This window comes from Roseovarius aestuarii (assembly GCF_019966515.1).
In the GTDB taxonomy this organism is placed as follows: Bacteria; Pseudomonadota; Alphaproteobacteria; order Rhodobacterales; family Rhodobacteraceae; genus Roseovarius; species Roseovarius aestuarii.
Map to the genome: position 1 here is coordinate 1 of NZ_JAIMIB010000003.1, position 26,149 is coordinate 26,149.

The following is a 26,149-nucleotide window of genomic DNA, read 5'->3' on the forward strand; positions in this document are numbered from 1 at the left end:
GGGTTGCCTTCGTGAAAGGTTTTTCATCTATCAAACGAGACACTCATGATCGTTGCAGCATTGGTCAATAAGGGCTCGGAGCGGTCATCTGTGGTAAAGAGTCGGTCATTTTAGAGCCATATGACCGCAAAGCGGACAATCCTGCCTTTTGCTGACGCCGCTATTGCTGACGCAGAAAACCATCGCACTTGCGGCGAGGCATTTGCGGCGACGCAGTAGGTTTCCCGATTGCGGTCATTCATGGGTGCAAAAAATCGGCTAAATCCAAACCGCCCTTTCCCTACGGCCGGCTTTGACAATCGAGACGCGGAACAAAGTGATTTTCCGCTGTACTTGCCTCAATGGTTGCTCAGCTAAATAGACTAAGATCATTGCAGGTTACTCGGGTACGCGGGAGAAAGAATGACCGGCTGCTATCGAAATGTCTTCGTCTTCGTAGGCACTAAGATATTAAACTCGAATGCCCAGTTTCGGCTGCGCAAAATTTGAACGAGCGGCAACTGAAGAAAGATGGGTGTACCATTCATGGAACCAGATTAATTCAGGTGCCGTAGCCCAAAAAGCAGGGTAATCGAAAACACGCTGCGTTTGGAAGTGTTCAAACTTCGTCAGACAAGCCCACGCGACGGATCTGCTTTGCACCCAATCTGAGAAGTTCACGCGTCAAACGATCTTCGAAGGAACTGGCGAGTATCGATGCGGGTCGATAGCCGGGTAAGAGCTTCTCGACACCAAACTCAATGATTTGCTCAAGCGGTCGAAACACTATGTGCTCGGCACCACCTGAATACAGGCGATAGGCCTCGACCGTCAGAGGGTCAATAATTGCATAAGCAAGTTTACGCTGAACGAATGTCAACAACTGAATGAAAAAATTAGTTTCAAATCGCAGATTGAAATCCGCCGACATGGACGCGAAGGCCTGCTCTGTTCTTTTGTGGATCACATGTTCAGTAAACAAGGATGCCATCGGCTTTCCTGATAAATCATCTAGTGAGATGCTTTTCTTTTTTGTAAGCGGGTCTCCTGCAGGAAGGGCGCAAACGCAATCGAAAGTGAATATTTCGGCCTTGAGCAACGTCCCTTCAAACGGGTTTTCCGGGTCATGGTCAGCCAACCCCAAGTCAAACTGCTGTGAGCTCACAAGGTGACGAACCGCTTCAGAGCTGCGTGACATAACGGTCGCCTTTATATCTTCTTTGCCCGCAACATGCTCTGATATCAATGCAGGCATCAGAAAGGCCGAGGGGCCTGGCATGGACACGACGCGCATTTCTCCGCGATCCATGGCCTTCATTCTCTTGAGGTTTTCGCTGATGACGTCGATTCGCCGCAGAACGGTTTCACATTCTTCCAAGAGGTAGTTCGTTTCCGGGACTGGCGTGAGCCGTTTTCCCTCGCGAACGAACAGTTTCATTTCCAACTCGTCTTCAAAGGTTTTTATCAGGTGGCTGACTGTTGGCTGAGTCCGGTGTAGGTTCATCGCTGCCTTGGACACGGAACCCGTCAACATCAGCTCTTTGAACGCAATCATTTGTTTCAGGTTCATTGTTTTAATCCATAGATGATATCTTCATTATAATATAAATTAATAATTTGCTTCAATGCATAATCTGGCGTTAGTTTCGTGCAATGAGCTTTGGCCCGGCTCGAGCCACAGTCATTAATTCTTGGGCCGAACCGCAAACCAGAGACCATAAAGCGCCACCCAGTCAAACTGCTCGGTCTTGTCGAGCGACCAATAGTAGTGCGCATCCAAAGAGTGATGGGTTTGAGGCGTCGCGCGCCAATGTTTGCGCATAGAAGGATAGGTAAATCATGGACAGAAGAAAAATCGACATCGCAATGACATCCATATTTGTGATTGCGTCGGTGATTATTCTCACCAACGACAACTTGTCTCAAGGCGGTGTCCAGACAGACCTAGGATCAATGTTCCTGCCAAGATTGGTTGCGCTGTGTATCATTGTGATCTCTGCAACGATCGGCATCCAATCCATCTTGCAGCTGTCCAGAGGCGAGGCACTGACCAGCGAGGATCGTATCAACACCGAAGGTTTTGACGGCGTCTGGATCTATGTAGGCAACTTCGTACTTTATTGGTTCGCCGTACCGTACGTTGGTTTTCTCGTTGCGACGCCCATCGCGATGATGGTCATCGCGATACTACTTGGGGGGCGCAATTGGGTTCCCATCATATCCATGTCGCTCATCACGCCTTTCGCCGTTTTCTACCTGTGTCGCGAATTTCTTCGAGTCTTCCTTCCCACATGGTCCCTTTAACATTGGAGCGAATTGATGTTTGACAATATTCTTAACGGTTTCGCTTCGATCTTTGCGGTCGGACCCATTCTCGGCATCATCGTCGGTGTTGTTGTGGGTCTTGTTTTCGGGGCCATACCCGGAATTTCAGGGATCATGGCGATTGCGATTATTCTGCCGCTGACCTTCTATGTGGACCCGATAATCGGAATTACGATGCTGCTGGCAGTTTATAAATCCAGCATTTACGGTGGCTCGATCTCTGCCATTCTCATCAATACGCCCGGAGCTGCAGCCTCGTTTCTAACTGCCATGGATGGCAATCCACTTGCCAAGAGCGGCAAGGCGGGTAAGGCGCTTGATCTATCGCTTTATTCTTCTGTAACCGGCGAAATGTTGGCCACGCTTGTTCTCATCTTCGTCGCGGCCCCAATTTCGATCATCTCGTTACAAGCCGGGCCGATTGAAAAGGTCTTTTTGTTGCTTTTCGCCTTTACCGTTGTCGGATCGCTGGCCGGCAAATCAATTTCCCGTGGGTTGCTGTCGTGTTGCCTTGGAATGATCTTTGCCATGGTTGGCCTTTCAACGATTACCGGGGCCTCGCGTTTCACCTTTGGATCGCTGGAGTTGATGAGCGGTTTTACCTTCACCCCGATGCTGATCGGCGTGTTGGTGATGCCCGAAGTGATTAGTACAATTCGGAAGCGACTAACGCCGCATCACGAAATGGCGCTCAAAAAGTCGCCTAACCCTGCAGATAATCGCATCAGTTGGAGAGAATATCGGTCACTGCTGCCGACAATTATCAAAGCCAGCGGCATCGGCACGTTCATCGGCGCTTTGCCCGGCCTCGGATCCAGCACAGCAGCCTTCATATCTTATGGCGAAGCCAAACGGGTTTCGAAGACCCCCGAGAAATTCGGTAAGGGCTCGCTTGAAGGCATTGCCTCAGCAGAATCTGCCAATAACGCCGTCTGCGGTTCCAGCATGATCCCGATGTTGACGCTGAGCATCCCCGGCGATGACGTGGCGGCCTTGCTGATGGGGGCTTTCCTGATCCATGGCCTGACGCCGGGCCCGATGATCTTCTTTGATAATGCGGAAGTGATCTATGCCATCTTCGCAGGCTTTCTGCTGACCGACTTTTTCTTGCTCTTCATCGCGCGGTCAGGCTTCAGGCTCTGGATCAAGGTGGCATCGCTCAAGCGTTACTTTATCTTCCCCTGTGTCACTGTCTTTGCGTTTGTTGGCGCCTTCACGGCCAATCAGAACATGAATGATGTGCTCATGCTGATCTTATTCACGATCTTCGGTTATGGGATGCGGCTTGTCGGGCTTAATCCGGCAGTGTTCATCATCGGTTTTATTCTGACCCCGTTTTTGGAGCAGAACCTTGATCAATCCATCGCGATTGTTGGAACGGATTACCACCTGTTTTTTGCCTCACCCTTTTCTTGGGTATTCACGGCCCTGGCAGCCTTTTTTGTCTACTCAACCATCAAGATGAAAAAGAAAGAGGCGGCAAAGCTCGCAGCGTTGATCGGCGATGGAGCCAAGTAATGGCAAGTGATTTCCGAAACACGGGGCTGTAAATGACTCTTCCCAAGCGGACTTGGGCATACGAAACGAAAATTCAACACTCCTTAATCCACGACCAACAGAGAGGACTAAACAATGAAAAACATGAAAAAAATGCTGACGGGCATGGCAGCTTGGCTTGCTGTCACCGTTTCGGCAGGTGCTGCGCTTGCAGAATATCCCGAAAAGCCGATCACCATTATCGTGCCCTACGGCGCTGGTGGCGACTCTGATCTAACGACCCGCGTGTGGGCCGATGCGATGGAAAAGCGGCTCGGAGTTCCAGTGGTTGTCATCAACAAAGCCGGTGGTGGCGGTGTTGTTGGCACTGCCTTTGTAGCTGCGGCCAAGAATGATGGTTACACGCTGATAAATGCAGGCTTGGGCAATATGCTTGTGACGCCGAACTTTAGCGAAACGCCTTACAGTTTTGACAGCTTCACGCCGATCGTCAAAATGACCGCTGTACCACTGGCCGTCGTTGTAAAAAATGACAGCCCTTACAACACATTTGACGAATTCGTTGCGGCTGCCAAAGCGGACCGTGTCACTCAAGGCTCCTGGGGGGCAGCGTCTTCGGGCACAACTCTGGCAACGATCATTGCCGATCAGGCCGGTTACGAAGTTAAGTTCGTGCATGGTAACACCACGGCTGAATCAATGGTTTCGGTCGTTGGAGGTCACATAGACTCCGCTGTATCCTTTCCACCCGCTTTCGGCCCGCATGTCAAAGCGGGTGCCGCCAAGGTATTGGTCATAAACCAGACGATGGATGACTACCCTGGTGTGCCAACTTTTGCGGATTACGGCATCAAGGGTAGCTTTGAAGGTTGGTCCGGTGTTTTCGCTCCTGCCGGTGTTCCGGATGAAGTGGTCGATACGTTGGTTGCTGCAACCGCAGAGGTCATGAAAGATCCGGCTGTTCTGGAAGCTTATGCAAACATGGGGGCCCTTGTCGACTACCGTGAAGGCGCAGAATGGATTGCCAGCATGCGCGAGACCAGCGATGTCATGAAAGAAGCCGCTGCAAAGAAAAAGTAACCGTTACCCAGCAATCTTTGTCCTCAGGGAGCATTCAACCTCCCCAAAGCTTCTTGAGGACACTTTGGCACCTAGCGATTTTGGGTGATTCCATTCCTTTTGGTCGCGCGTGCTTTCTTTAGATAATTCAATCAATCGAGAGTTAAATAAATGCCCGGAACCACGGTATCTGAAGTCGTTATTGTCGGCGGCGGCATTATTGGCATCTGTTCCGCACTTTCGCTCCTAGATAACGGTGTCAGTGTCACACTCATCGAACGCGACGACCCGGGGCAAGGTGCTTCTTTTGGCAATGCCGGAACAATTTCTCCTTGGTCCATCGTCCCTCAGGCAGTTCCCGGGCTTTGGAAAAAACTACCGCGCATGGTATTTGGAAAGTATGGTGCTGCAGGAATTTCGATACGCCACGCACCAGGGTATTTGCCGTGGTTTTTTCGGTTTTTGAGGTTATGCAATGCGAAGAGCGCAGCCCACGTTTCAGATGCAATGTATATTCTCTGCAATGAAAGTATTGAGCTTTATCAACAGCACTTAAGCGGAACCGGACACGAAGATCTGATTCAAGACAGCATGTATGTCCATGCCTTTCGCAGGCTTGATGAAGCGTCAATCAATAGCTTTGGTAACCAACTGCGTTTGGCAAAAGGCGCGCAGGTTGAACGCATAGATGGCGCCGAATTACGCCGGTTGGAACCGGCCCTCTCCCCCGAATTCAAAGCTGCAATTCTGATTCATGGTCAGGCCCGTGCACTTGATCCAGGACGGATCGGGACGGTTCTTTCTGAGAAATTCCAAAAGGCAGGCGGTAGGATTGTACGCGCGTCGGCTCGAAAGCTTGAACGGCAGGCGGACGGAGCGTGGACGATAAGAACCGATCAGGACACCTATTCGGCCCCAAAAGTCGTTATTTCAGCCGGAGCATGGTCGGCTGAGTTACTGCGTCCCTTAGGCTTTAGGGTTCCGCTGGCGGCTGAGCGTGGATACCATTTGAGCTATGCGAGCACTGGCGTACACCTTAACAATTCCATCATGGATGCAGAAAACCATGTGGTGGCCAATGGAATGACTCCGGGGTTGCGGATTGCCGGGATCGCGGATTTCGCCAAACCGGACTCACCGCCGAATCCTCGCCACTTCTCGACCTTGCGCCATTGTGCCAGATCTATGATCCCCGATCTCGGCAGCAGCGATGCCTCTGAATGGATGGGAGTAAGGCCTTCCTTTCCTGACAGTCTACCTGTGATCGAAGAGGTTCCCGGCCAAAGGGGGTTATTCGCAGCGTTTGGGCACAGCCACTATGGACTCATGATGGCTCCCAAGACAGGCCAGATTGTTGCCAGTCTGGTAACCGGCCCTCCGCTGAACCAAGACATTTCCGTGTTTGGAAGCCAACGTTTCTAAATTGAGATCGTTGCTCTTTTCGTCAGAACCTTACCGTGAAGAACTCCGAAAGCCAGATATTAGCTCGCACCGCAACATTGATGGGCTCGGTTTCGGCTCTGCGGAAACACGGCGACGGCAACCATTGCTATGCCCGAGAACATTGTCGCGGGCAGGATGATGCTGAGATAGGAGTTTACTTTCTACGCGACTTCTCCGGTCGCACCAACCAAGCCTAACAAGAAAGAGAGATAATTCAATCTGACACTGCGCCTGGCGAAGCCAATGTGCTACTAGGATTCCTGAACTCAATTTTTACCAACAATCCCTTTTGCTGGTTTGTGTCTGCTTTGGACAATGTCATATTTGCCTCATGCAAATCCGCAATGACCTTGACCAGAGAAAGCCCAAGGCCTGCGCCAGGTGTGTTACGGCTATGATCCAGACGATAGAGCGGTTCGAGCACCTTTTCACATTCCTCTTCTGGAATGCCAGGACCATCATCCGAAACACTTAGCCATCTTCCCCTGACGGAGAGCGTGATTGTGGCCCCGACTTCAGTGTGTCGTATCGCATTCTCGATTAGGTTGGAAAGCAACTGGATCAACAAGTTAATGTCTCCGTCGACGATTACAGGGTTGCTAACATTGCAGATCAGAGTGCGCCCTTCATCTTCGGCAACGGCCTCGTAAATGTCATGGACTTGGCTGGCAACGTTACCAAGGTCTAGAGCTTTGAATTTTGCGCGGCGTTCACCCGTCTTCAAACGCGCAATCCGTTGAATTGCATCGAAAATCGCAATAATGTTGTCCGTCTGTGAGATGGATGAGTTCAGGTGAGCGGCAAGGTCATTCGCTTCGTTGGCTTGATCCAGATGAATGCGTAGCCTCGTTAATGGTGTGCGTAGGTCATGGGCTATATTCGCAGAAAACTCAGACATCTGCCGCAAGGTCGTCTGCAGGCGCTCTGTTGCGCCGTCGATCCGCTGGGTCAGCAGATCCAGATCGTCCTTGACGACCTTGGGCGCCAATCTGACGGTCAGATCGCCATCAGCGATGCGTTCATAGCCTTGACCAATCCTGTCCAGCCGCCGCTGTGCCCGCAGCCCAAACACGACACCGACAGCCATTGTGGGGATAGAAATCAAGACCAGCGCAATCAGGATAACGGTCGACAGCTCAGCCACCAGGCCGCCGACAGTGGGTGAAAAAACCACAAGCTGCCCATCCAGCGCCGGGCCAACATACGCCCGCCAGAGAGTGTCGAATTCGCCGTCAAACGGCAATTCCACCACGTCGCTTTCATCATCGCTCTCGGTATCAAACGCTTTTTCCAGCGCTTCCATAATGGATTGTTGGACATCTTCGGGGAATATCTCTTCATCCTGGAGTGTTCGCAGGCCGTCTGCAGCAAAAACCTCAATTTTGACGGGTCCCATAACCGTTCCATCACTTCTCAGGAAACCGTAGGCTGTCTCATCGTTCAATGGCAGGCCACCGCTGGCAAAATCATCGGGAACCTGGCCCAATGTGGTCAATTCACGGGAAAGTCCGGCAAACTCCTGCTTTAGCTCCGTATCGATTTCCGTTTGCAGTTCTTTGGTCAGAAAATCTTCGAACAGGGCACCGCCGATACTCAGAAGCACAAGAAATGACAGTGACAATACCATCGCCTGCCGCAGAGCGCTCATTCTGAAAAGCTTCTTAATCACCGAATACGTACCCTGAACCACGAACCGTTTTGATAAAATCCACGCCGAACGGCTTTTCGATCTTGTTGCGCAAGCGACTCATATGGGTTTCGACCACACTTGTGGATGGTTCGAAACTGATATCCCACACCCGCTCAAGCAGCATGGCTCTTGTCTGAACGCGACCTTTTGAGCGCATCAGGACTTCCAGCAGCCGGAACTCTTTCGGATTTAATAGAATGGCGTCGCCGTTATAGCTGCACTTTTGTGCCAAAAGATCCAGCTCCAGCCCCTGATGGGCCAGCCTGGTCACGGCTTGGGTGCTTTCAGCCTTGCCGCGTCGACTGAGGGCTGTGATGCGGGCCAGCAATTCTGTGATGGCAAAAGGTTTGCTCAAGTAGTCATCGGCGCCGGCCTCCAACCCTTCGACCCTGTCGTCAACTGTACCAAGCGCGGTCAGCAGAATAAGCGGCGTCGTGATCCTTGCCCCACGCAGGGTTTTCAGAGCGGACAGCCCGTCCAAATCCGGCGTCATCCGATCGAACACAAGAACATCGTAGTCACGTGTTGTCGCCGCCAACAGTGCATCGCGCCCGTTTTGCAACCAGTCGACGACATGCCCGGCGGCACTCAGACCACTCACAGTCCATTCGCCGATCTCCTGGTCGTCTTCCAAGAACAAAATGCGCATGTCGCCTCCTAACCAAATTGGCACGTCATGATCGGTTGAACAGCTTTCAAAACTCAATCATCAACCGATCATGACCGTACTGGGCTGTTTTGTACTGACCCGGTCAATTAGCCGATTACACGATGACCACGGCCTTGCATACAGCGCAGCAAGATCGAACGACGCGTCTTGTCGCGTTCGTCAAGCCCTTCAAGCGCACCAACCCCACCGCCTGCAGCGACACCGATCAGCGCATCTTCGGCCCAGTCATCGCCACTGCCGATGGCGTTGATTGCGCCACCCAGAATTGCCCCGGTTATCGCAGGCCTTTTCAACGCGTCCTTGGTGTGGCCTTCTGCCAAATTACGGCATTGGACGATGTCGTAATCAAAGCCTGCATTTCTTGTGCCATCGACCAGCAGCGGATCATTGTAGGAGTTGCTGCAAGCGGACAGCATGATCAGCACAAGACATCCTGTAACCATACGTTTCATGTTCTTTTCCTTTGAGTTCTCCGGGCTAAACCCGTCTAACCGTCCCGTTGCCTGGAGGCAGACTGAAGGTGACCGGTTTGGACCGATTGCAGATTGGTAGGCGGACCGTCGCATGCATCTGAGGCGTCGGCCCTCTGATATTTGTCAGTTTTCATACGTGTCTGGGCCGCAGGTCATTTCGTCAAAATCGCTCATCAGGCCGAACATCCCGAACTCCATCATGTCACCCATGACGTCTGCGAATTCGACGGCATCCTCGATTTCGCGCTCAATAAGCTCTTCCATGAGGTCCGGCGTGGCAGCAGTCTGAACGTTGGTTCCCATGATCGTCCCGTCTTGCGCGTTGATCATCAGTTCCGACAGGCTGGTGGCATTTGCCAGCGACGCCAAATAGACTTGCGTATCATTGAATTCATCCAGCGTGATTTCGACGATCTGGCCTTCCGCATTTTCACGCGCAATGGTCATGGCTTGCCCAAACTTGACAGGGACATCCAACATTTCCTGATAGGAAAACTCCGTGTCGACTTTGTCTTCATCGGAGGCGGCGCTGGCGGCGGTGACCGCCAGGCCAACAAAAATAACCGAGACGATAAAGGCGGTGTGTGTAACTCGATTGATGAGCATCTCATATCCTCTTCTTTGTTGAATGGTCTATTGACCGATGAGAGGAACTTGGACTGCCAGCCTTACAACGTCTCTGCGGGCTCCTTACAATTTTGTAAGCTTTTCCGAAGGCGCATAAACAACTGGAGCAACCGGCCCGTCACAACGAAGCCTGAAATCCTAGTTTGATTGCTAAATTTCGTAATGAATTTAAAATGTTATGATCCGGCAATACTAGCTTTTCGTGCCAATAAGTGTGTGGTTTGATCGGTCTAATTTTGATCGCAGAACTGTGCCTAGGTTATGTTAAAACATCACCCGCGAAACATTAAAATGAGGGCGATCTGTCGATATGTATTCGCTGATCAAAGCAAAGCGAATCTTGATAGGAGAACAGACCTGCCGGGACAAAATAGCGTGAAGTCTCAAGACTCGTTGCGACGATTTCCGCTATCTCAGTTTCATCATCTCTTCTCTGAAGTCTTCGGTTGGTGTTTGCCATCCGACGCACTTTCTGGATAAGGGCCGGTGTAAGGGCCGGAAGTGGTCCGACATGCGAACCTGCGGCAATTGCGCAAAATATTTGACTTTCAAAAGCGGTCAGACAGTTTAAGAGTGCCTGTTGCCTGAAATCGTCTGGTATTTTTCTAAATTGTTTTGTCTTGCTCAAAAGAGCCAACTCGCGATTGATGCTTGATTGATGAAGCGTAAATTTCTACGCATGTTGGATGAATGTGAAGGATTTTCTAACCGCGCTGGCGCGATCGTTTGATCCGAAACGCGATTTGGCCGAGATTTCGCCGCGCCCTTTGCTTTTGGCCAAGATCGGTGTTGAGTATGTATTCCGACTTGCAGGCTTTTTCATCGTGCTTTGCCTGATCACCGGAATGACGCTAGCGGCATGCCCATCCAATCAAGTCCTTGCAAACCTCCCCTTTATCTTGGGGTTTCTCTTTTGCTTCTACATCGCCGTCACTACTCTTGGGTTGCCAGTCTTCGCGATGATCACTGAGATCGAGAACGTGATCGCGCGTCGCATTCTAGGCTACACCACGATTTTTGTCATGCTCGCGGCAACACTTTATACTTTTGCTGAATCACCAATTTTCAGTCTTTTGCTTAGCTATGTCGGGCGGTTGTTTCCTGAGGCTATGACGTGTTCCAGTGGATTACTTCAACTTGATCCAACTGGAATCTGAGGCATATGGGTTGAGCCCATGACCAATAGGTTCAACCCGATTCACCAACACTTTTACGCGTAGTCGGGCGCATCCAGCGTTTCGCCATTCATGCAGCCCTCTATGGCAGCAACATAGGCCTTGGCGGTGTCTGATGCGGACAGACCGGAACTCGGGTCCATACCCATCTTTTCCATGGTCTCTTTGACAAAGACCGGGCTAACCGTGTTGACGCGCAATCCACGATCAAGTTCTAGCGCCGTGGCTTTTGCAAATGACTCCAACGCGCCATTTGCCAGGCTGATTACGACGGAGCCAGGCATCGGCTCTCGGGACAAAATGCCCGCTGTCAGCGTGAACGAGCCGCCGTCGCTGATGTGGTTCTGGCCAACACGAACAAGGTTGATCTGCCCCATCACTTTGTTGCCAAGCGCAAGGTCGTAAGCGGCATCATCCAGATCGTTGAAGGGCGCGAATCCGGCCAGACCTGCAGTGCTGACCACCGCGTCGACGGTGTCGATGGACTTGAACATCGCCTCAATGGAGGCTTTGGAACCGAGGTCGACTTTCACATCGCCATCACTGTAGCCCGCATTGATGATGTCATGGTTGGCAGAAAGTGCATCTGCTACTGCGCCGCCGATCAGGCCTGTTGCGCCTACGATAAGGATCTTCATGGTGTTTCTCCGTTGTTTGAAGGGGTTTGCGCGTTGCCCTTTCGTTTTCGAGGGCAACGCGCGAGATAGGTTTAAGGTTTAACGGTGTAGTCCAGGTCGAGCGGTGCGGGGCCAGTGGCTGGGCCAACGAGTTGCTCGATTTGCAGGCGAAAACGCTCGACCAGATCGCGTTTCAGCATGAAGCGGTGGAAATCTGCGGGGGACGTATTGTAGTGCAGATGGGATTTGTATCCACCTGGTGCTTCAATATCCATGCGCGCAGGGAACTGAAGCCACTTGCCCTGGAATTCATCAGAAAGCATCCAGTTCAGATAGAGCTTGGCTGCGGCCTTGTTCTTGGCATCTGTCGGAATGGCCGCGACCTGGAACCATGTCAGAAAGAAGTCCTCTTCGGGCAGCACAAGGCGTGTATCACTGCCGTCCCAAGGCACAAACGCCCAGGAGGTTGTAAAGCTCGCGCCATACCAACCATTGTCGATGGCGACATAAGGCATTGATGTGCCACGCACCCAGGTCGGGTCTGTCGCGACGAGTTTCTCAAGATACTCCCAGCCGTATTTTTCCTTCAGGTTCCAGAATTGGTATAGGACGGCATCATCCGTGTGCGGATAAACCAGGATCAGTTTGCCCTTCAGGGCTGGATCGAGGTAATCCATCGCATCGCGCGGCGCGTCCGCGTCAGCAATGACACTGTTGTTGTAGACGTTGGTGAAGGCCACGCCGAACAGACCGGTCCAATAGCCATGCGGGTCTTTGTAGTCCGGATAGACCTTTTCCCAGTTCTTAGGCTTGTAGCGCTCCAGCAATCCGCGCTCTGCATAGTAGTCAAAGTCGTGCAGCGTTTGCAGCTGAATGATATCCGGAACATCAGCTTTGCTGTCATCTTTCCGCGCATTATCATAACGGGATGCGTGATAAAAACTCAGGTCAACACTGTGGGTGAGTTTGATCTCTGGAAAGCGTTCCTTGAACATATCCAGATAGTAGTCAGCCTGATCGTCCTTATCTCCGCCTGCCCGAATGACAAGCTCTCCACCTTCAGCGACCGCATCGGCATAAAGCTGGTCAAGTGACTTAGTTTCAATTTCGGTTGCGAGTGCTGAGGTTGCAAAAAGCATGCCTGCGACAGCACCAAAGAGTGCGTGTTTCATTATAATATCCTTTCAATGGATTAGGTGGTTACGCCGCAGCTTCTTTGCTGGTTGCGTATTCGTAGGATCGGCCGAGGATGGATTTGATGATGATCAGCTCGGCTTTGTCGCGGGGCGAATACACCATGACCAGGCCAACGGGGCGACGGCCCAGATCAACCAGAGTGTGATGTTCACCCCACCCTTTCTCGACCACCTCAAACGCATCTTCGCGCGGAAGCTGCACGTGCATGCTGCCATTGTCTGGTTTGGGGTGGATATGGGCGATCTCGCGACCGATCATGAAGGCCTCGTGATTGCAGGCAGCCTCATCATGCATGACCATGGCGCGGGCACCGGGCACGGACACAAGGCTGTGCGCCTCGTTCACACCGGGTAGCGAAAACGCCCAGTCGCGCATTTGGTCGACGATTTCATCAGGGCCATGCTGGGTGATCTGGGCATGGGGCAGGCCGTGGGTTGTTTCTGGTTTGGGGCCAACACGCTGCGACAGGTTCAGGGGGGTAAGCATTTCGTGTCTCCTTTATTCGGGTGAACAACAGATAGCTTGATGTATTGCGCAAGGTAATTCACAGTTTCTGCAAGGAGAGCTTGCATGAATACACAGAAATTGGACTGGAGCGACATCCCCTTCGTGCTCGCCGTATGCGAAGCCGGCAGCCTGTCCGGCGCCGCGCGCCAATTGGGGGTAAACCATTCGACCGTGTTTCGCAGGATCGAAGGGGTGGAAACCCGATTGGGGGTCACCCTATTCGAACGTTTAAGCCACGGCTACGTCATGACCGCCGCGGGTGAGCATTTCTTTCGAAACGGGCTAGAGCTGCGGGATGGCATGAACAGCATTCAACGGGAGTTGGGGGGACAGGATCTTCGACTGGCTGGTGTTTTGACGGTGACGACAACGGATTCACTGCTGCACTGCCTGACCCCCGTGTTTTCCGGATTTCAGCAGAAGCACCCTGACATTGAACTGCGGCTTTTGTCCGACACACGACCCCTGGACCTGATGCAGCGTGACGCTGATATTGCTTTGCGCCCGACAAACGCGCCGCCGGAACATTGGATCGGGCGCAATCTGTCGAAGCTCGCCTATGCAGCCTATGCCCAGAAAGAATATTTCGAAACCGTACAGAACTTACCCTCAATAGCGCACCGATGGATCAGATTGAATGACAGCCTCAATCAATCACCAATGAGTCAGATTACTATAAAGCACAAACCAGAAGGCACACCCGTTACAATGTCTAACTCTCTGATGGGTGTTTTTGAGCTGGTTCGCGGCGGCCTCGGGTTTGGTGCTTTGCCTTGCTATTTGGGTGAGGCTTGCCCGGACCTAGTTCGTGTTCGCGATCCGGAGGAGAAGTTCAATTCAGATCTCTGGATGCTTGCACATCCTGACATCCGCCGAAGTGCCCGGGTCCACGCCTTCTTTGAGTTTGCAACCGAGAACATTCGGGATGGCGGGTTTCGGTTCCACTAAATTTCTGCTGAACTCAACGAATACAGCGCCCGCTCACCACATGCAGGCGATACTGCAGGGGGCAGAAAAACGGCATGAACGGGTTCTCGCCGGGATGTTCGATTGCCCGGAAGCTCAGCCACACAGCGACTGCCGCAAAGAGGATGCCACCAACGGCCTGGCCGACCAAGACGCCTGGCGCACCCATCCAGCCAGCGAATACGATTACGAACGGCCAGGTGCCCAGCGTGTGGCGTCCCCAATTGATCCAACTTGAATAGGCCGGGTGGCCCAGGTTGTTGAAGGACGCGTTGGATACGTAGATTGCACCGTTAAAGAAGTTGGCAAGCGCCAGCGGCCCGCAAAACCAGAACAGCAGCACCCGCGCATCACCCTGCGCATCGAACATATCCGCCAAGGGGACGCGAACCAGATAGAGAAGCAGGGCTGCGAACAGAACGTAGATCGTCAAAAACTTCATGCCGTCAATGTAGCTTTCGCGAACCCGGTCCAAGCGGGCCGCCCCAAAGTTTTGCCCAATGATCGGGCCGATCGCGCCCGACAACGCCAGAACTACGGAAAAAACAACGGGCACCAGACGGCCAATGACGGCCATGCCGGCCACGGCCTCGGTACCGTATTTGGCCATTTCCCGCGTCACGATAGCGCTTCCCAGGGGTGTCGCGACATTGGTCAGAACGGCGGGTATCGCAATCCCAGTGACCTTGGGCAAGTCGCGCCAGACCGATTTGAGGCTACACATGGCAAAGGCGTCATATTTTTTGATCGCCGGGTAAAGCGCAAAGCCCATCGTGGCGATCCGGGCGGCTACTGTCGCCCAGGCCGCGCCCTCCAGCCCCAGACCCAAGGTGAAGATGAAGAGAGGATCGAGAACTGCGTTCACACCGCCCCCAAAAAGCGACGGATACATCGCGCGTCGGGCATCGCCATAGGCCCGCAATACCGCGACAGTGACCATTGCCATGCCCGAGAACATCGTCGTGGGCAGGATGATCATCAGGTAGGATTTTGCTTTCGCCGCGACCTCTCCTTCTGCGCCGACCAGACCCAGCAGGTAGTTCGCATTCGCAAGCATGATGACGGGAACAGCAAGGCCGACCGCGAACGTGAAGACAGCAACACTTGTGGCATACCTTCTGGCCTCGTCTTCCTCATGTGCCCCGATCGCGCGCGAGACAAGTGCTGCAGCCGCAATCGACAGACCGATATTAATGGCGCTGGCAAAGAACATCAGCGTGCTGGCGTAACCTGCGGATGCGGCAAGCTCATCAATACCCAGCAGAGAGATGAAGAGGATGTCGATCAGGTCCACGGCAAAGATTGCCATGAGCCCGATACTGGAGGTCAGCGACATCGTCGACACATGGCGCATCAGGTTGCCTTGGGTGAATTTCGCATCTGCAATGTGAGCCATGTCCATCTCTTCTTTCTGTCGTCGAACTAAATTTACGCCATGTGACCCCGTAGGTCACATGGCGCGTAAAGTCAGGCGGGCTTTGCTTTGGCAAAGAACGAATGCACGGAATAGACGCCATTTCCGAGAATAGCCAAAGCCAGCATCACAACAGCCCAAAACACCGGAAACTCCCATCCGCCGCCTTCGTTGGAAAATCCCCAGCCGTTGCTGCCATGCCCAAAATAGGCTGCACCAAGCAATACGGGGATGAGGGCGAGCGATACCAGTCGCGTGTAAACACCTGCGATCAGGGCAACACCGCCACCAAGTTCTGCGACAATGGTCAGATATGCCAGCATCCCGGGCAAACCGATTGATTCGAAGTACCCGGCGGTGCCCGCAGGGGTGAAGACAACAAGTTTGAGCAGCCCATGCGCAATGAAAAGCGTACCCGTGCCCAGCCGCAGCATGAGCGCTGCAAGAGAAGATGTATCAGTCATTTCTAGCGACCTTCTGATTGAGATTGAGATGAAAGGGGCGCCGTTTCCGCTGCCCCAGATATTCAGACTAGCCGGACGTCGATGCCGGAGGGATCGCGAACGACGATCTCATCATCGCCGATCGAATATGTGTAACCGCTGTCGGGCAGCCGTGCGGCCACCTGATCCAGCAGCGACCGGTCGTTGAATTGAAGCGTGTAGCTTTTGAGCCCGGTCATGCTGTCATCGCGCGCAGGATGACCCTTGCTGTGCCATTCGTTCGCGCTGATATGGTGGTGGTAGCCACCTGTCGCGTAAAACCACGCGCTGGTGTAGCCCAGCATCAGGTCAAACCCCAGCAGGTCCTGTGCAAAAGCGTTGATGTCGCTGTAGGACGATACTTTCAGGTGGATATGGCCCAGTGACGTACCCGCCTCCATACCCGACCAGGGCTGGCCCTTGCCTTCGGCGTACAGCCGGTCCAGATCCATCGGCAGAGATGCCATCTGAACAAAGTCGTTGTCATCAAACGTCCACTCGGACCGTGGCGTATCGCGATAGACCTCGATGCCATTGCCTTCGGGGTCGTCCAGGTAGATGGCTTCACTGACAAGGTGGTTCGACGCGCCTGACAATGTGATTTTGCTGTCAACCACATGGGCGAACCAGCGTGCGAGGGCGGCACGGCTTGGCACAACAAAAGCGTTGTGAAACAGACCCGGCGCAGACTTTGGTGCAAGTTCGGCCTCTACGTCTTGTGTTAGCGTTAATAGGGGTTCGCCAGCGATACCCATTTTGATCTGACCGACATCTCCGTTTAGATATTCCAGTCCAATGACATCTTCATACCAGGCTGCCATCTCTTGCAAGTCACGAACTATCAATTCGGACGATGCGACATGGGCGGGCATCTCGCTGGGAGGTCCGGCGCGAAACTCTGCGTATTTGCCGTCAGCCGGCTTCAGGTGGACTTGTGACATAGCGGTATTCCTTCTTGAAACTGGGAGGATGCGGCCCACCCTCAGTACCGTGGGCCGGACCGGATCAGTTGCCAGTGGAGAATTCTAGCAGCTCGCCTTTGAGCGGATAGTGCTCTTCTTCGTTGGAAACGATGCCGTTGATGGTTTTGGCTTCGGTGTTTAAGATCACGTTGACGGTGTAACCTGCTCTTTCCAGCCACGACAGAAGGTAGACACCCTCGGCGATGTCGGTTGAATAGAAACCGTTTTCAGTCGCGGACTTGCCCTTTTCTGCTCCTTCGAGACCTTCCCATTTGATCTGACCGTCGGCCAACAGGGTCAGGCGGTATTCGCCAGCAAAAGCGCCTTCAGTCCAGACATAGCGTGCGCCACCGCCTTCACTCATCCCATCGGCGAAGGATGTGGTTGCAAACAGTGCCAGTGCGGCTGTGGATACGGTTGTTTTGATCAGGTTTTTCATGTGTCGCGCCTTTAATTCAGGTTGCGGTTTTCGAAGTGAGTTGAATTGCCTTGTTGGCTGAAAGGGTTATATCGTTGCAGAATTGATGCTAACAGCCGACAAATTTGACACCTGAGGTTGCAGTTTTGGAAACTATCAATGCGCGCGTAATCGATTTAAAAACCTTTTGCTCGGTTGTGGAGGCTGGTTCACTTGCAAACGCTGCACGACGGCTGCATGAAACCAAAAGCAGTGTGAGCAGGCGCATTACGCGGCTTGAGGATAATTTGGGGGTAAAGCTCTTTGACCGTGCTGCGCGATCGTCGCGGATCACCGCCGAGGGCGCGGCGTTCTATCCCTTTATCCGTGACGCGGTGATGAAGATTGACGATGGCATGTTCGCAATCACCGAGAGCGCGATGGACGCGGCGGGAGTGGTACGTATATCCGCACCAATCGATTTTTCCATGACCGTCCTGCCAGAGATGCTTCACCAGCTCTTGCGGAAATATCCGGATATCAGCACCAGCTTGTCATCCGCGGATACCATTGTTGATCTGACGACCGACAAGGTCGATATCGCAATCAGAATTACGCGAACAGACACACTTCCAAACATGGACTATTGGGCGACACATGTGGGCGTTGTCCGGATGGGGCTCTATGCGGCTCCCAAAGCAGTCTTCAATGCAATTAAGTCGCCCGATGACCTTTGCAGGTTTCGGTATATCCTGCCCATGCATGATGAAGCAGCTGGGACATTGGAACTGCTGCACGATACCAAAGGCGCCGACAAAGTTCCGGTCAATCGCGATGCGCTTGTTGTCAGCGACTATGCGACTTTGGCTCAGTTTCTCGCCGTCGGGGATGCCTATGGCGCGCTACCGGTTCAGGTGGCACAAAGGTTTGTTGATCGAGGTGATCTGGTTCGGTTGCTGCCCGACTGGGCCCCTCCCAACGGGCATCTTTGGTTGTTGTCCCGCGTCGGCAGGGATATCACAAAGCGGGTGCGGGTTTGCCGTGAATTTCTGGCTGAGGCGTTTAAGGAAACGCTCAGGGAATAGAATACCTGCATTTGGTGATTGGATCGCTTTGATCACGGTGCAGCAATTGGAAAAATGGGCTCATTGTCGAAAATTGACGCAATTGGAAGCTGCTGTACGAGCGATGTGCAGCATTGGTCATTAATGGGATGTACCGGCTGCTTCACCCAGCAGGTTATCCGCGTGGATGGCGATTATGATGCAACCGTGGCGCAAACCCGTGTCGACGCTGATGCGCACGGCTGGTTGATTGTGTCCGACACGTCCTGGCCCGGCTATATGAAAGCACCGCTTGATGTGATGGCCGGTTACGGCGTGATGGCGCGAGAGGTCGTGCGCGATCTGCCCAAAGCTCCGACGCATGTTTTGTTACAGGGCGGTGTTGGCGGCTTGGCTGCCGCCGTCGCCGCTGTTTTTCAGCAGGAATGGGGCGAAAATGCGCCGCGTGTAATCGTTGTTGAGCCGGAACTTGCGCCCTGTCTTTTTGCCAGCGCCAAAGCGGGCACAGCAACGTCGGTTAATATTGAGGCCGAAACCTTGATGGACGGTTTGTCTTGCGGCGAGCCTTCGGAAATTGCCTGGCGTGTTCTGGACAGTGTGGCAACGGATTTTTTGACTATACCGGAAACCAATGTCGCCCCCACTGTTCGAATGCTTGCGCAGCCAAAAAACGGACAAACGATGGTTGAGGCCGGAGAAAGTGGCGTGGCAGGGCTGTGCGGGTTGATCTGCGCGGCACTGCAAGACGGTCTTCGCGAACACCTGAGGCTGGATGGTGATTCAGTTGCGGTTCTGATCGGGTCAGAAGGTATTACCGATCCCAATATCTTTCAGCAAATCATGACTGAGGATATTTGATCGGTTTGGCCTGACGAGTGATCAAACGCCGCCATTCGTTAGGTTACTATTCCTACCGAACCTTGTTTTAGAAAAGGCTAAAAGATGAATGAGTTGATCGAAAAACGGGCAACCGAAATTGTTGGTGACTTACGGCGTCAAGAAATTTCGCCTCATGATCTACTGGATGCTTTGGAACAACGTGTCGAACTGGTTGAGGGATCAGTCAACGCCTTGCCCACGCTTGATTTTGGGGCCGCGAGGCGCAAGACAGATGCACTTTTGAAGAAGCCTGTTGATGCACGTGGCCTGCTCTGTGGCCTGCCGCTGCCAATTAAGGATCTGACACACGTCAAAGGCATGAGAACCACCTTCGGTTGCCCAATCTATGCCGATAACATATCGGATTATAGCGACGTGATGGTTGACCGGTTAGAGCGCGAAGGTGGCATTATCTATGCTAAGTCGAACACGCCGGAATTCGGTGCTGGTGGCAATACGTTCAACGACGTGTTTGGCGCGACGCGCAATCCCTATGACCTGTCCAAATCGGCAGGGGGGTCTTCTGGTGGGGCCGCTGCTGCGCTGGCCTCCGGCACTGCTTGGCTTGCACAAGGGTCTGACAATGCGGGATCGCTGCGCAGCCCTGCCAGTTTTTGCAATGTTGTGGGCCTGCGCCCCTCATTGGGATTGATTGCACGCGGTCCGTCACCCAGCCCATATCAAACGCTTTCGGTAAACGGCCCGATGGCGCGCAATGTCGAGGATATAGCGCTCTTTCTGGATGCGATGGCCGGTGAAGACGCGCAAGATCCGTTGTCGTGGACCAGTCCTTACACGCCCTTTCTGGAACGCACCCGCCGCCGCACAAAACCCATCAAAGTCGCCTTCAGTCCAGACATGGGCATCACTCCAGTCGATCCCGAGGTCGCCGACCTCTGCCGCCATGCCGCGTTGAAATTTGAAGAGATGGGCGTGATCGTCGAGGAGGCGGCACCTGATCTGTCCGGCGTCCACGAAACCTATCAGACATTGCGCGCCTTTGATTTTGCGACGTCCTATGGTGACGTGCTGAAATCGCACTCAGGTAGCCTTAAGCCAGATTTGGTCGAAAATATTGAAAAAGGCATTAACCTGTCCATCGATGAGGTTTTGCGCGCTACCCGGTCCCGCGCTACAATCCGGCAACGCGTACTCAGCTTTTTCGAAACCTATGATCTGCTGCTCACCCCAGCCGCAATTGTGCCACCCTTTCCGGTGGAGCAACTTTATGTCAAAAGCTGCAACGGCGTGACCTTCGAAACCTATATCGACTGGCTCGCTATCGCTTATGCAATCACGCTTGTTTCGCTACCGTCACTGTCTTTGCCCTGCGGCTTTACGAGTACTGGTCTACCAGTTGGCCTGCAGATCATATCAGGCGTCCGTAACGAGGTTGGCCTACTCGAAAACGCACTATTGCTGGAAGAAGCCCTTGCTTTAGATCTCCGCCCCATCCTCCCAAAGGAGCGTGCGTAAACCGCAGCTTTCTATCAAGAGTCTCAGTTGGAGGTAGCGCGCGCCGCTGAAGGCTCAAGACTCGTTGCGACGGTTCACGAAACGCAGCGCCACATTCAATCGTTGCACTGCGTTTCCAGTAATCTTCGTGTCTTGAATGAATGGCCGAACTGGCCGCTGCACTACGGCACCCGAACTTTCGCATTTGCGGCATTGTTTGTGCTGCGAGCGCGCGCAGCGAGAAACCGACACTTCTGCTTAGGGCTCAAACCGGTCATCTGACACAAACAGTCGGGCAAATTGAGACTGGATGACATCAGTGCGGACATTGCTGCCGTTGCCCTTCCAGGTGTTTGCTGACGCAGCATCTGTTTGCAGGTGCGGCAGACAAATTTTGGTGGTGCAGCAAGTTTCCCCAGACCGGACCTTCAGCGGTGTCAATTCTGGCAAATTTCAAACCTCCCTCTCGCTGCCCGCGCAATCAACGCATTTTACTCTTGCAAAGCAGACGCCATCCACACAGGACAAACCAGCCTGATGCTGTTGCGGCTATTGCTGATGCAGAAAAACTTCGCTCCCGCAGAGTCTGGAATTTTGCAGCGCGGCGGTTTTCACTGCGGCGGTCAGTGAAAGCCAATTCGAGAAACGAGAATCCCCCGGCTACGCATAGACGCTTCACACTTCGGTCCAAGAGGCTCGGTTCTCGGACCACTTTGCGCTTCCTTCCGGATAGGATCCGTTCGATGGAGCTTCGCCCATGTTGAAGCTGACGAAGTAAGACGCACGGACGGTCGCGATTCCTGCAGATTTCCCACCCGCCTCACGCACCGCTCCGCCCGTCCCAATCAGAATGTCGTCAAGGGATCCCTTCGCAACCCCGGCCCGGCGGGTCGGGAGGTCACGCCTCGTCCAGGGCTTCCTGGGATTCCGGGACGATTTGCCCGCCATCAACAATCAGCGCGTGACCGTTGATGTACCCCGCTTCCTTGGACGCCAGGAACAGAGCCGCATGTCCCATGTCCTCAACCTCGCCCAGGCGTCCGACCGGGACCGTCTTGGCCATGCCTGCCAGGTAGTCTTCGCCCAAGGCGCGCAGGCTGTCGGTCAGGGTGTTTCCGGGTAGGACGGCATTCACCGTGATCCCGTATTTCGCCAGTTCCATGCAGGCAGAGCGCATGAATCCCAATTGGCCGGATTTCGAGGCGCCGTAATGGGTCCAGCCGGGATAGCCCGTGTTAGGCCCCGTGATGGACGAGGTCAGCACGATGCGGCCATAATCGCTTTTCTTGAGATAGGGCGTGCAGGCCTTTACGCAGACGAAGTTGCCGCGCAGGTTCGTCGCCATGACGCTGTCCCATTCCTCGACATCCATCTCCTCGAGCTTTGTCTGGGGATATGACCCGGCATTGGCGCAGAGCACGTCGATGCCGCCGTGGCGCTCAGCGGCGGCTTCCGCCATGGCGGTGGCGCCTTCGAGCGTGGAGATATCGGCAGCGAACCCGGAGGCCTTGCCGCCGGCGGCCACGATCTCCTGGGCGGCAGCTTCGGCCTCGGTCTGGTTCCGGCTGACCACCAGAACCTGTGCGCCGGCTTCTCCGAACACGCGGGCAATGCCGTTTCCAATGCCTTTGCTGGCGCCGGTAACGATGACGGAACGGTCGGTCATAGGTGTGAACATTCTGGTCTCCCTTTCACTTTTCTTATGGAGCACTTCCGGTGATCTAGGCCGAAAGCTTCTTGTTTTCCGGATCGTAAACAGGTTTCAGATACGCCACGGCCGGCACCCGCTTGCCCAACACTTCCAACTCGTAAGTGCCATCAGCGATCCAGCCCGGCGCAATGGACGTTTCGCATGAGACGTAACCCAGGCCCAGCGGTAGGCCGATGCTGTGGCCGAAGCCGGCAGACGACAGCCATCCGGCCTGTTCGCCGTTCCGAAAAATGGTTTCCTTGCCGTATAGCACAAGTTCGGGGTCATTTACGGTGAAGGTGCAGAGCCGCCGCCTGACGCCCCTCGCTTGCTGGGCCATCAGCGCCTCGCGGCCGATAAAATCCGGTTTGGTCATGTCGACAGCAAAGCCGAGCCCGGCTTCCAGCGGCGTGTAGTCGGGGCCGATCTCATGCCCCCACAAGCGCCGCGCCTTTTCAAGGCGAAGGCTGTCGATCGCACGGTATCCGGCATCCGCGGTCCCGTGCGAGCGACCGGCCTCCTTGATCGCATCATAGACCGTAACGGCGAATTCGGACGGAATGTAGATTTCCCAACCTAGCTCCCCGACAAAGGCGACGCGGAGGGCCGTCACCGGCGCGCCGGCAACGATGATGTCGCGCGCGGTTCCCAGCGGGAAGGCCGCATCGGACAGGTCGTTTTCCGCGATCTCGGACAGAAGCGCGCGCGCTTGCGGTCCCATGGCCGACAGGCAGGCGTAGCCCGAGGTCACTTCCATCAGGCGGGCGTCCTGTTCCGGCGCGATGTGGCTTCTGATGTAGGATGCATCGCGCAGCGCCGATCCTGTGCCGGTGACGACGAAGTACTCGTCCTCGGCGGTACGTGTGATCGTCAGATCGCTTTCGATGCCGCCCCGCGCGTTGAGAATTGGCGTGTAAATGATCTTCCCGACCTCTTGCGCCATGTTCGCCGCGCAGATGTTTTGCAACACGTTGACGGCGTCAGACCCGAAGAGTTTGAATTTCGCAAAAGAGGACTGGTCGAACACGGCGACCCGCTCGCGGCAAGCCTTGTGCTCTTCGGCGACATGGGGGAACCAGTTCTGCCGCCCAAACCGGTACTCGTCCTTCGGCTCGGAACCGTCGGCGGCAAACCAGTTCGGGCGTTCCCAGCCGTATTTCCCGCCAAAGCATGCCCCGGCCTGCCTGAGCCGATCATAAACCGGACTGCGGCGAAGCCCACGGCACACTGTCGATTCTTCATGCGGATAATGCAGCTTGTAATGCTTGGCCTGGCCGTCCAGGGACCGGGCCAGCACCTGCCGCCCCGAGTGGTGGTGTGGCGCAAAACGGCGGATATCTGCGCCCCAGAGGTCAAATGGCGGCTCGCCGTTCAGGACCCAGTGCGCCAGGGCCTTGCCCGCGCCGCCGCCAGCGGCGATGCCGAAGGCGTTGAACCCGGCACCGACGAAATAGTTCCTGAGTTCCGGCGCCTCGCCCATGATGAACATACCGTCTTCGGTAAAGGCCTCGACCCCGTTGAACCACTGCCGCACGCCGACTTCCTCCAGCGCCGGGAAGCGCTCGCAGGCGCCTTCGAGCAAGGGCGTGAAGTGGTCGTAATTCGGTTCCATCAGCCTGAACTCGTGGTTGCTCGGAATCGGATCGGGATGGAACGGGATCGGGTTGAATTCATACCCGCCGACGGCAAGACCACCGACCTCTTCCTTGAAGTAGGTTTGCTTGTCCGGGTCTCTGACCGAGGGGATGTAGCGCGCCAGCCCATCGATGGTCTCGGTGACGAAATACTGGTGGTGTGACGGTTGCAGCGGCACATTGACCCCGGCCATCCGCCCCAGCTCGCGCGCCCAGATACCACCGCAATTGACGACGATCTCGCACGAGATCGTCCCCTGATCGGTTTCCACCCCGTTCGCCGTTCCGTTTTTTGTAGTGCATCCCGTCACCCGGATGCCTTCGATGATCTCCACGCCGTGATTGCGGGCTCCCTTTGCCAGGGCTTGGGTGATGTCGGACGGATTGGCGACGCCATCGTTGGGAACGAATGCGGCGCACAGCACGTCGCTTACCTTCATCTGCGGCACCATTTCGGCGGCTTCGGCGGGCGAAATCATGTTGAACTCGACCCCGAACGAATGTGCGACCGACTGGGCGATCTCGTATTCCGTCCGGCGTTCAGGCGTCAGGGCAAGGCGTAACGAGCCGTTGCGCACCCAGCCGCTAGGCTGCCCGGTCAGGTCCTCCAATTCATCGTAGAGTTTCACCGATTCGGACAGCAACCGGGTGACGTTGGCGTCTGAACGAAGCTGCCCCACGGCCCCCGCCGCGTGCCATGTTGAACCCGCTGTCAGCTGATACTGCTCCAGCACCACCACATCCTTGCAGCCCGCAGCGGCCAGATGATACGCGGTGGAACAGCCCACGATACCACCTCCGATGACAACGATGCGGGCGTGAGAAGGCAAACTTTGGGGCATCCCGGCCTCCCTTGAAATCCTGTTTCTCCTGCCGCGCCCAGTCTTCAGCCGGCGAGTTTATGGCTATCGTCACATAGAAATGAGGCATCTACAACATATTTGTTGTCACATGTAACATGCAGTGTGACTTGTTGCCGACCCGGATCGGAGGTTTGTAATAATTATAAGAGGCCGTTGCCGGATCGGATCCGAGTCGGCGGCGCAAAAAGCACTATGGATGCAGGCACTAGGCGCCGGGCAATTCGGCGTCGTTTCCGCCCTGCTTTTCGACGCACTTGACGATCACACCGGCATTGTCCAGGTGCTGCGCCAACGCTTCATCCGGAGGCAGGTCTGTCACCAGCATGTCGATGCTGGTGAGCGGGCAGACCAGTTCCAGGCTCTTCTGGTGATGTTTGCTGTGATCGACAAGCAACACCTTGCGTCGTGCGACCGACATCATGCGGCGCAGGATCCAACCGGTCCGGGAATCGATCTCCATCGCGCCGGCCGAAGACAGACCGTCGACGCTGAAAACAAGGACATCCGCATGGAACTTGCTGACAAAATCAGTTGTCTCGTGGCCCCACAGGAATCCTTCGGCGTCATCATATTCGCCAGGCGCAACAAGCGTTCGGGCGTTTTCGCCCTTACCCAGAACGGTCGCCGCGGAAATGCTGTTTGTGATGACCGTGACTTTTCTTTGCTGAGCAAGAATCTCATGGGCAAAATGCAGGCATGTCGCCCCGGAGCCCAGCATGATCACTTCGTTGTCCTGAATCTGCTTCACCGCAAGCTGGGCAATTGATCGCCTTTCGGATACCAGAAATTCGCTGCGATTGCTGAAATTCATTTCAAGCCCGATCGGCGCAAACGTCGCGCCGCCGTAGCGCCGATGCAGGCGCCCCGCCTTGGAAAGCTCGTCCAGATCCCGACGCACGGTCTCGCGCGAAACCTGCATCTCCTTTGCTAGATCACGAATCAACAGGCCCGGATCCATGGAAATCATGGCAATGAGCCGTTTCTGTCGCTCAACCTTGCTCGCTTTCATATCACCTCTCGCAGATTGCTACGGCCCCGGAACGGGTATGCGCCACACATGACAACTGCAGGCATACCACCGATT

General features: G+C 54.5%; 25 protein-coding genes. 9 read left to right on the top strand and 16 right to left on the bottom strand.

The window, feature by feature from the left end:
- Positions 1-598 precede the first annotated feature (598 nt).
- Together LC334_RS05070 and LC334_RS05075 are read right to left on the bottom strand one after the other, a co-directional pair.
- On the bottom strand, positions 599-1,549 hold the full coding sequence (locus LC334_RS05070; RefSeq protein ID WP_085799185.1) for a LysR family transcriptional regulator: 951 nt from the start codon (positions 1,547-1,549) through the stop codon (positions 599-601).
- A gap of 114 nt (positions 1,550-1,663) precedes the next feature.
- Complete coding sequence (locus LC334_RS05075) at positions 1,664-1,801, bottom strand: hypothetical protein (protein ID WP_223412889.1); 138 nt, start codon at positions 1,799-1,801, stop codon at positions 1,664-1,666.
- Positions 1,802-1,818: 17 nt separating this feature from the next.
- Between LC334_RS05075 and LC334_RS05080 the strand changes: the two genes are divergently transcribed.
- The 4 genes from LC334_RS05080 (at position 1,819) to LC334_RS05095 (ending at position 6,282) form a co-directional block, all read left to right on the top strand.
- The gene (locus LC334_RS05080; protein WP_085799186.1) at positions 1,819-2,283 is read left to right on the top strand and encodes a tripartite tricarboxylate transporter TctB family protein; all 465 of its coding nucleotides are present in this window, start codon (positions 1,819-1,821) and stop codon (positions 2,281-2,283) included.
- A gap of 15 nt (positions 2,284-2,298) precedes the next feature.
- Positions 2,299-3,822: a tripartite tricarboxylate transporter permease gene (locus LC334_RS05085; protein WP_085799187.1), complete on the top strand. Its 1,524-nt coding sequence runs from the start codon at positions 2,299-2,301 to the stop codon at positions 3,820-3,822.
- A gap of 114 nt (positions 3,823-3,936) precedes the next feature.
- Entirely contained in the window at positions 3,937-4,881 is a 945-nt protein-coding gene (locus LC334_RS05090) for a Bug family tripartite tricarboxylate transporter substrate binding protein (protein ID WP_085799188.1), read from the top strand.
- A gap of 150 nt (positions 4,882-5,031) precedes the next feature.
- Positions 5,032-6,282, top strand: coding sequence for an NAD(P)/FAD-dependent oxidoreductase (locus LC334_RS05095; protein ID WP_085799189.1), 1,251 nt, complete (start codon positions 5,032-5,034; stop codon positions 6,280-6,282).
- Positions 6,283-6,517: 235 nt separating this feature from the next.
- Here the strand turns inward: LC334_RS05095 and LC334_RS05100 are convergent, their stop codons facing one another.
- From LC334_RS05100 to LC334_RS05115, 4 genes are all read right to left on the bottom strand, one after another.
- Complete coding sequence (locus LC334_RS05100; protein ID WP_085799190.1) at positions 6,518-7,951, bottom strand: sensor histidine kinase; 1,434 nt, start codon at positions 7,949-7,951, stop codon at positions 6,518-6,520.
- A 13-nt stretch (positions 7,952-7,964) separates the two neighbouring features.
- Positions 7,965-8,642, bottom strand: a complete 678-nt coding sequence (locus tag LC334_RS05105) for a response regulator transcription factor (protein WP_085799191.1) — start codon at positions 8,640-8,642, stop codon at positions 7,965-7,967.
- 107 nt (positions 8,643-8,749) lie between these two features.
- Positions 8,750-9,115, bottom strand: coding sequence for a glycine zipper family protein (locus LC334_RS05110; protein WP_085799192.1), 366 nt, complete (start codon positions 9,113-9,115; stop codon positions 8,750-8,752).
- Positions 9,116-9,259: 144 nt separating this feature from the next.
- Positions 9,260-9,742, bottom strand: a complete 483-nt coding sequence (locus tag LC334_RS05115; protein ID WP_085799193.1) for a PepSY domain-containing protein — start codon at positions 9,740-9,742, stop codon at positions 9,260-9,262.
- A 707-nt stretch (positions 9,743-10,449) separates the two neighbouring features.
- Between LC334_RS05115 and LC334_RS05120 the strand changes: the two genes are divergently transcribed.
- The gene (locus LC334_RS05120; protein WP_085799194.1) at positions 10,450-10,920 is read left to right on the top strand and encodes a hypothetical protein; all 471 of its coding nucleotides are present in this window, start codon (positions 10,450-10,452) and stop codon (positions 10,918-10,920) included.
- A 53-nt stretch (positions 10,921-10,973) separates the two neighbouring features.
- Here the strand turns inward: LC334_RS05120 and LC334_RS05125 are convergent, their stop codons facing one another.
- The 3 genes from LC334_RS05125 to LC334_RS05135 form a co-directional block, all read right to left on the bottom strand.
- Positions 10,974-11,576 (bottom strand): short chain dehydrogenase, encoded by a 603-nt coding sequence (locus LC334_RS05125; protein WP_085799195.1) that lies wholly within the window; start codon positions 11,574-11,576, stop codon positions 10,974-10,976.
- A gap of 71 nt (positions 11,577-11,647) precedes the next feature.
- Complete coding sequence (locus tag LC334_RS05130; protein ID WP_085799196.1) at positions 11,648-12,727, bottom strand: ABC transporter substrate-binding protein; 1,080 nt, start codon at positions 12,725-12,727, stop codon at positions 11,648-11,650.
- 28 nt (positions 12,728-12,755) lie between these two features.
- Positions 12,756-13,238, bottom strand: a complete 483-nt coding sequence (locus LC334_RS05135) for a luciferase domain-containing protein (protein WP_085799197.1) — start codon at positions 13,236-13,238, stop codon at positions 12,756-12,758.
- A gap of 99 nt (positions 13,239-13,337) precedes the next feature.
- On the opposite strand from LC334_RS05135, the gene LC334_RS05140 reads away from it, so the two are divergent.
- Positions 13,338-14,207: a LysR family transcriptional regulator gene (locus LC334_RS05140; RefSeq protein ID WP_223412890.1), complete on the top strand. Its 870-nt coding sequence runs from the start codon at positions 13,338-13,340 to the stop codon at positions 14,205-14,207.
- 13 nt (positions 14,208-14,220) lie between these two features.
- On the opposite strand, the gene LC334_RS05145 is transcribed toward LC334_RS05140, so the two are convergent.
- The 4 genes from LC334_RS05145 to LC334_RS05160 all read right to left on the bottom strand — a co-directional run bounded on the left by LC334_RS05145 (position 14,221) and on the right by LC334_RS05160 (position 17,522).
- The gene (locus tag LC334_RS05145; RefSeq protein WP_085799514.1) at positions 14,221-15,621 is read right to left on the bottom strand and encodes an MATE family efflux transporter; all 1,401 of its coding nucleotides are present in this window, start codon (positions 15,619-15,621) and stop codon (positions 14,221-14,223) included.
- A 71-nt stretch (positions 15,622-15,692) separates the two neighbouring features.
- On the bottom strand, positions 15,693-16,103 hold the full coding sequence (locus tag LC334_RS05150) for a DoxX family protein (RefSeq protein ID WP_085799199.1): 411 nt from the start codon (positions 16,101-16,103) through the stop codon (positions 15,693-15,695).
- A 62-nt stretch (positions 16,104-16,165) separates the two neighbouring features.
- A complete protein-coding gene (locus LC334_RS05155; protein ID WP_085799200.1) occupies positions 16,166-17,062 on the bottom strand; it encodes a VOC family protein in 897 nt (298 codons plus the stop codon).
- A 64-nt stretch (positions 17,063-17,126) separates the two neighbouring features.
- Positions 17,127-17,522, bottom strand: coding sequence for a MoaF-related domain-containing protein (locus LC334_RS05160; RefSeq protein WP_085799201.1), 396 nt, complete (start codon positions 17,520-17,522; stop codon positions 17,127-17,129).
- 125 nt (positions 17,523-17,647) lie between these two features.
- Here LC334_RS05160 and LC334_RS05165 point away from each other — a divergent pair, with 125 nt between their 5' ends.
- From LC334_RS05165 to LC334_RS05175, 3 genes are all read left to right on the top strand, one after another.
- On the top strand, positions 17,648-18,565 hold the full coding sequence (locus LC334_RS05165) for a LysR family transcriptional regulator (RefSeq protein WP_176237627.1): 918 nt from the start codon (positions 17,648-17,650) through the stop codon (positions 18,563-18,565).
- An 18-nt stretch (positions 18,566-18,583) separates the two neighbouring features.
- Positions 18,584-19,402, top strand: coding sequence for a pyridoxal-phosphate dependent enzyme (locus LC334_RS05170; protein ID WP_223412891.1), 819 nt, complete (start codon positions 18,584-18,586; stop codon positions 19,400-19,402).
- A gap of 84 nt (positions 19,403-19,486) precedes the next feature.
- Entirely contained in the window at positions 19,487-20,899 is a 1,413-nt protein-coding gene (locus LC334_RS05175) for an amidase (RefSeq protein ID WP_085799204.1), read from the top strand.
- An 877-nt stretch (positions 20,900-21,776) separates the two neighbouring features.
- Here LC334_RS05175 and fabG read toward each other — a convergent pair.
- From fabG to LC334_RS05190, 3 genes are all read right to left on the bottom strand, one after another.
- On the bottom strand, positions 21,777-22,556 hold the full coding sequence (fabG, locus tag LC334_RS05180; RefSeq protein WP_085799206.1) for a 3-oxoacyl-ACP reductase FabG: 780 nt from the start codon (positions 22,554-22,556) through the stop codon (positions 21,777-21,779).
- 43 nt (positions 22,557-22,599) lie between these two features.
- Positions 22,600-25,044 carry a GcvT family protein gene (locus LC334_RS05185; protein ID WP_085799207.1) on the bottom strand — a complete coding sequence of 815 codons (2,445 nt, stop codon included), beginning with the start codon at positions 25,042-25,044 and terminating at the stop codon, positions 22,600-22,602.
- 226 nt (positions 25,045-25,270) lie between these two features.
- Complete coding sequence (locus tag LC334_RS05190; RefSeq protein WP_085799208.1) at positions 25,271-26,074, bottom strand: DeoR/GlpR family DNA-binding transcription regulator; 804 nt, start codon at positions 26,072-26,074, stop codon at positions 25,271-25,273.
- Between the last annotated feature and the right edge of the window lie 75 nt (positions 26,075-26,149).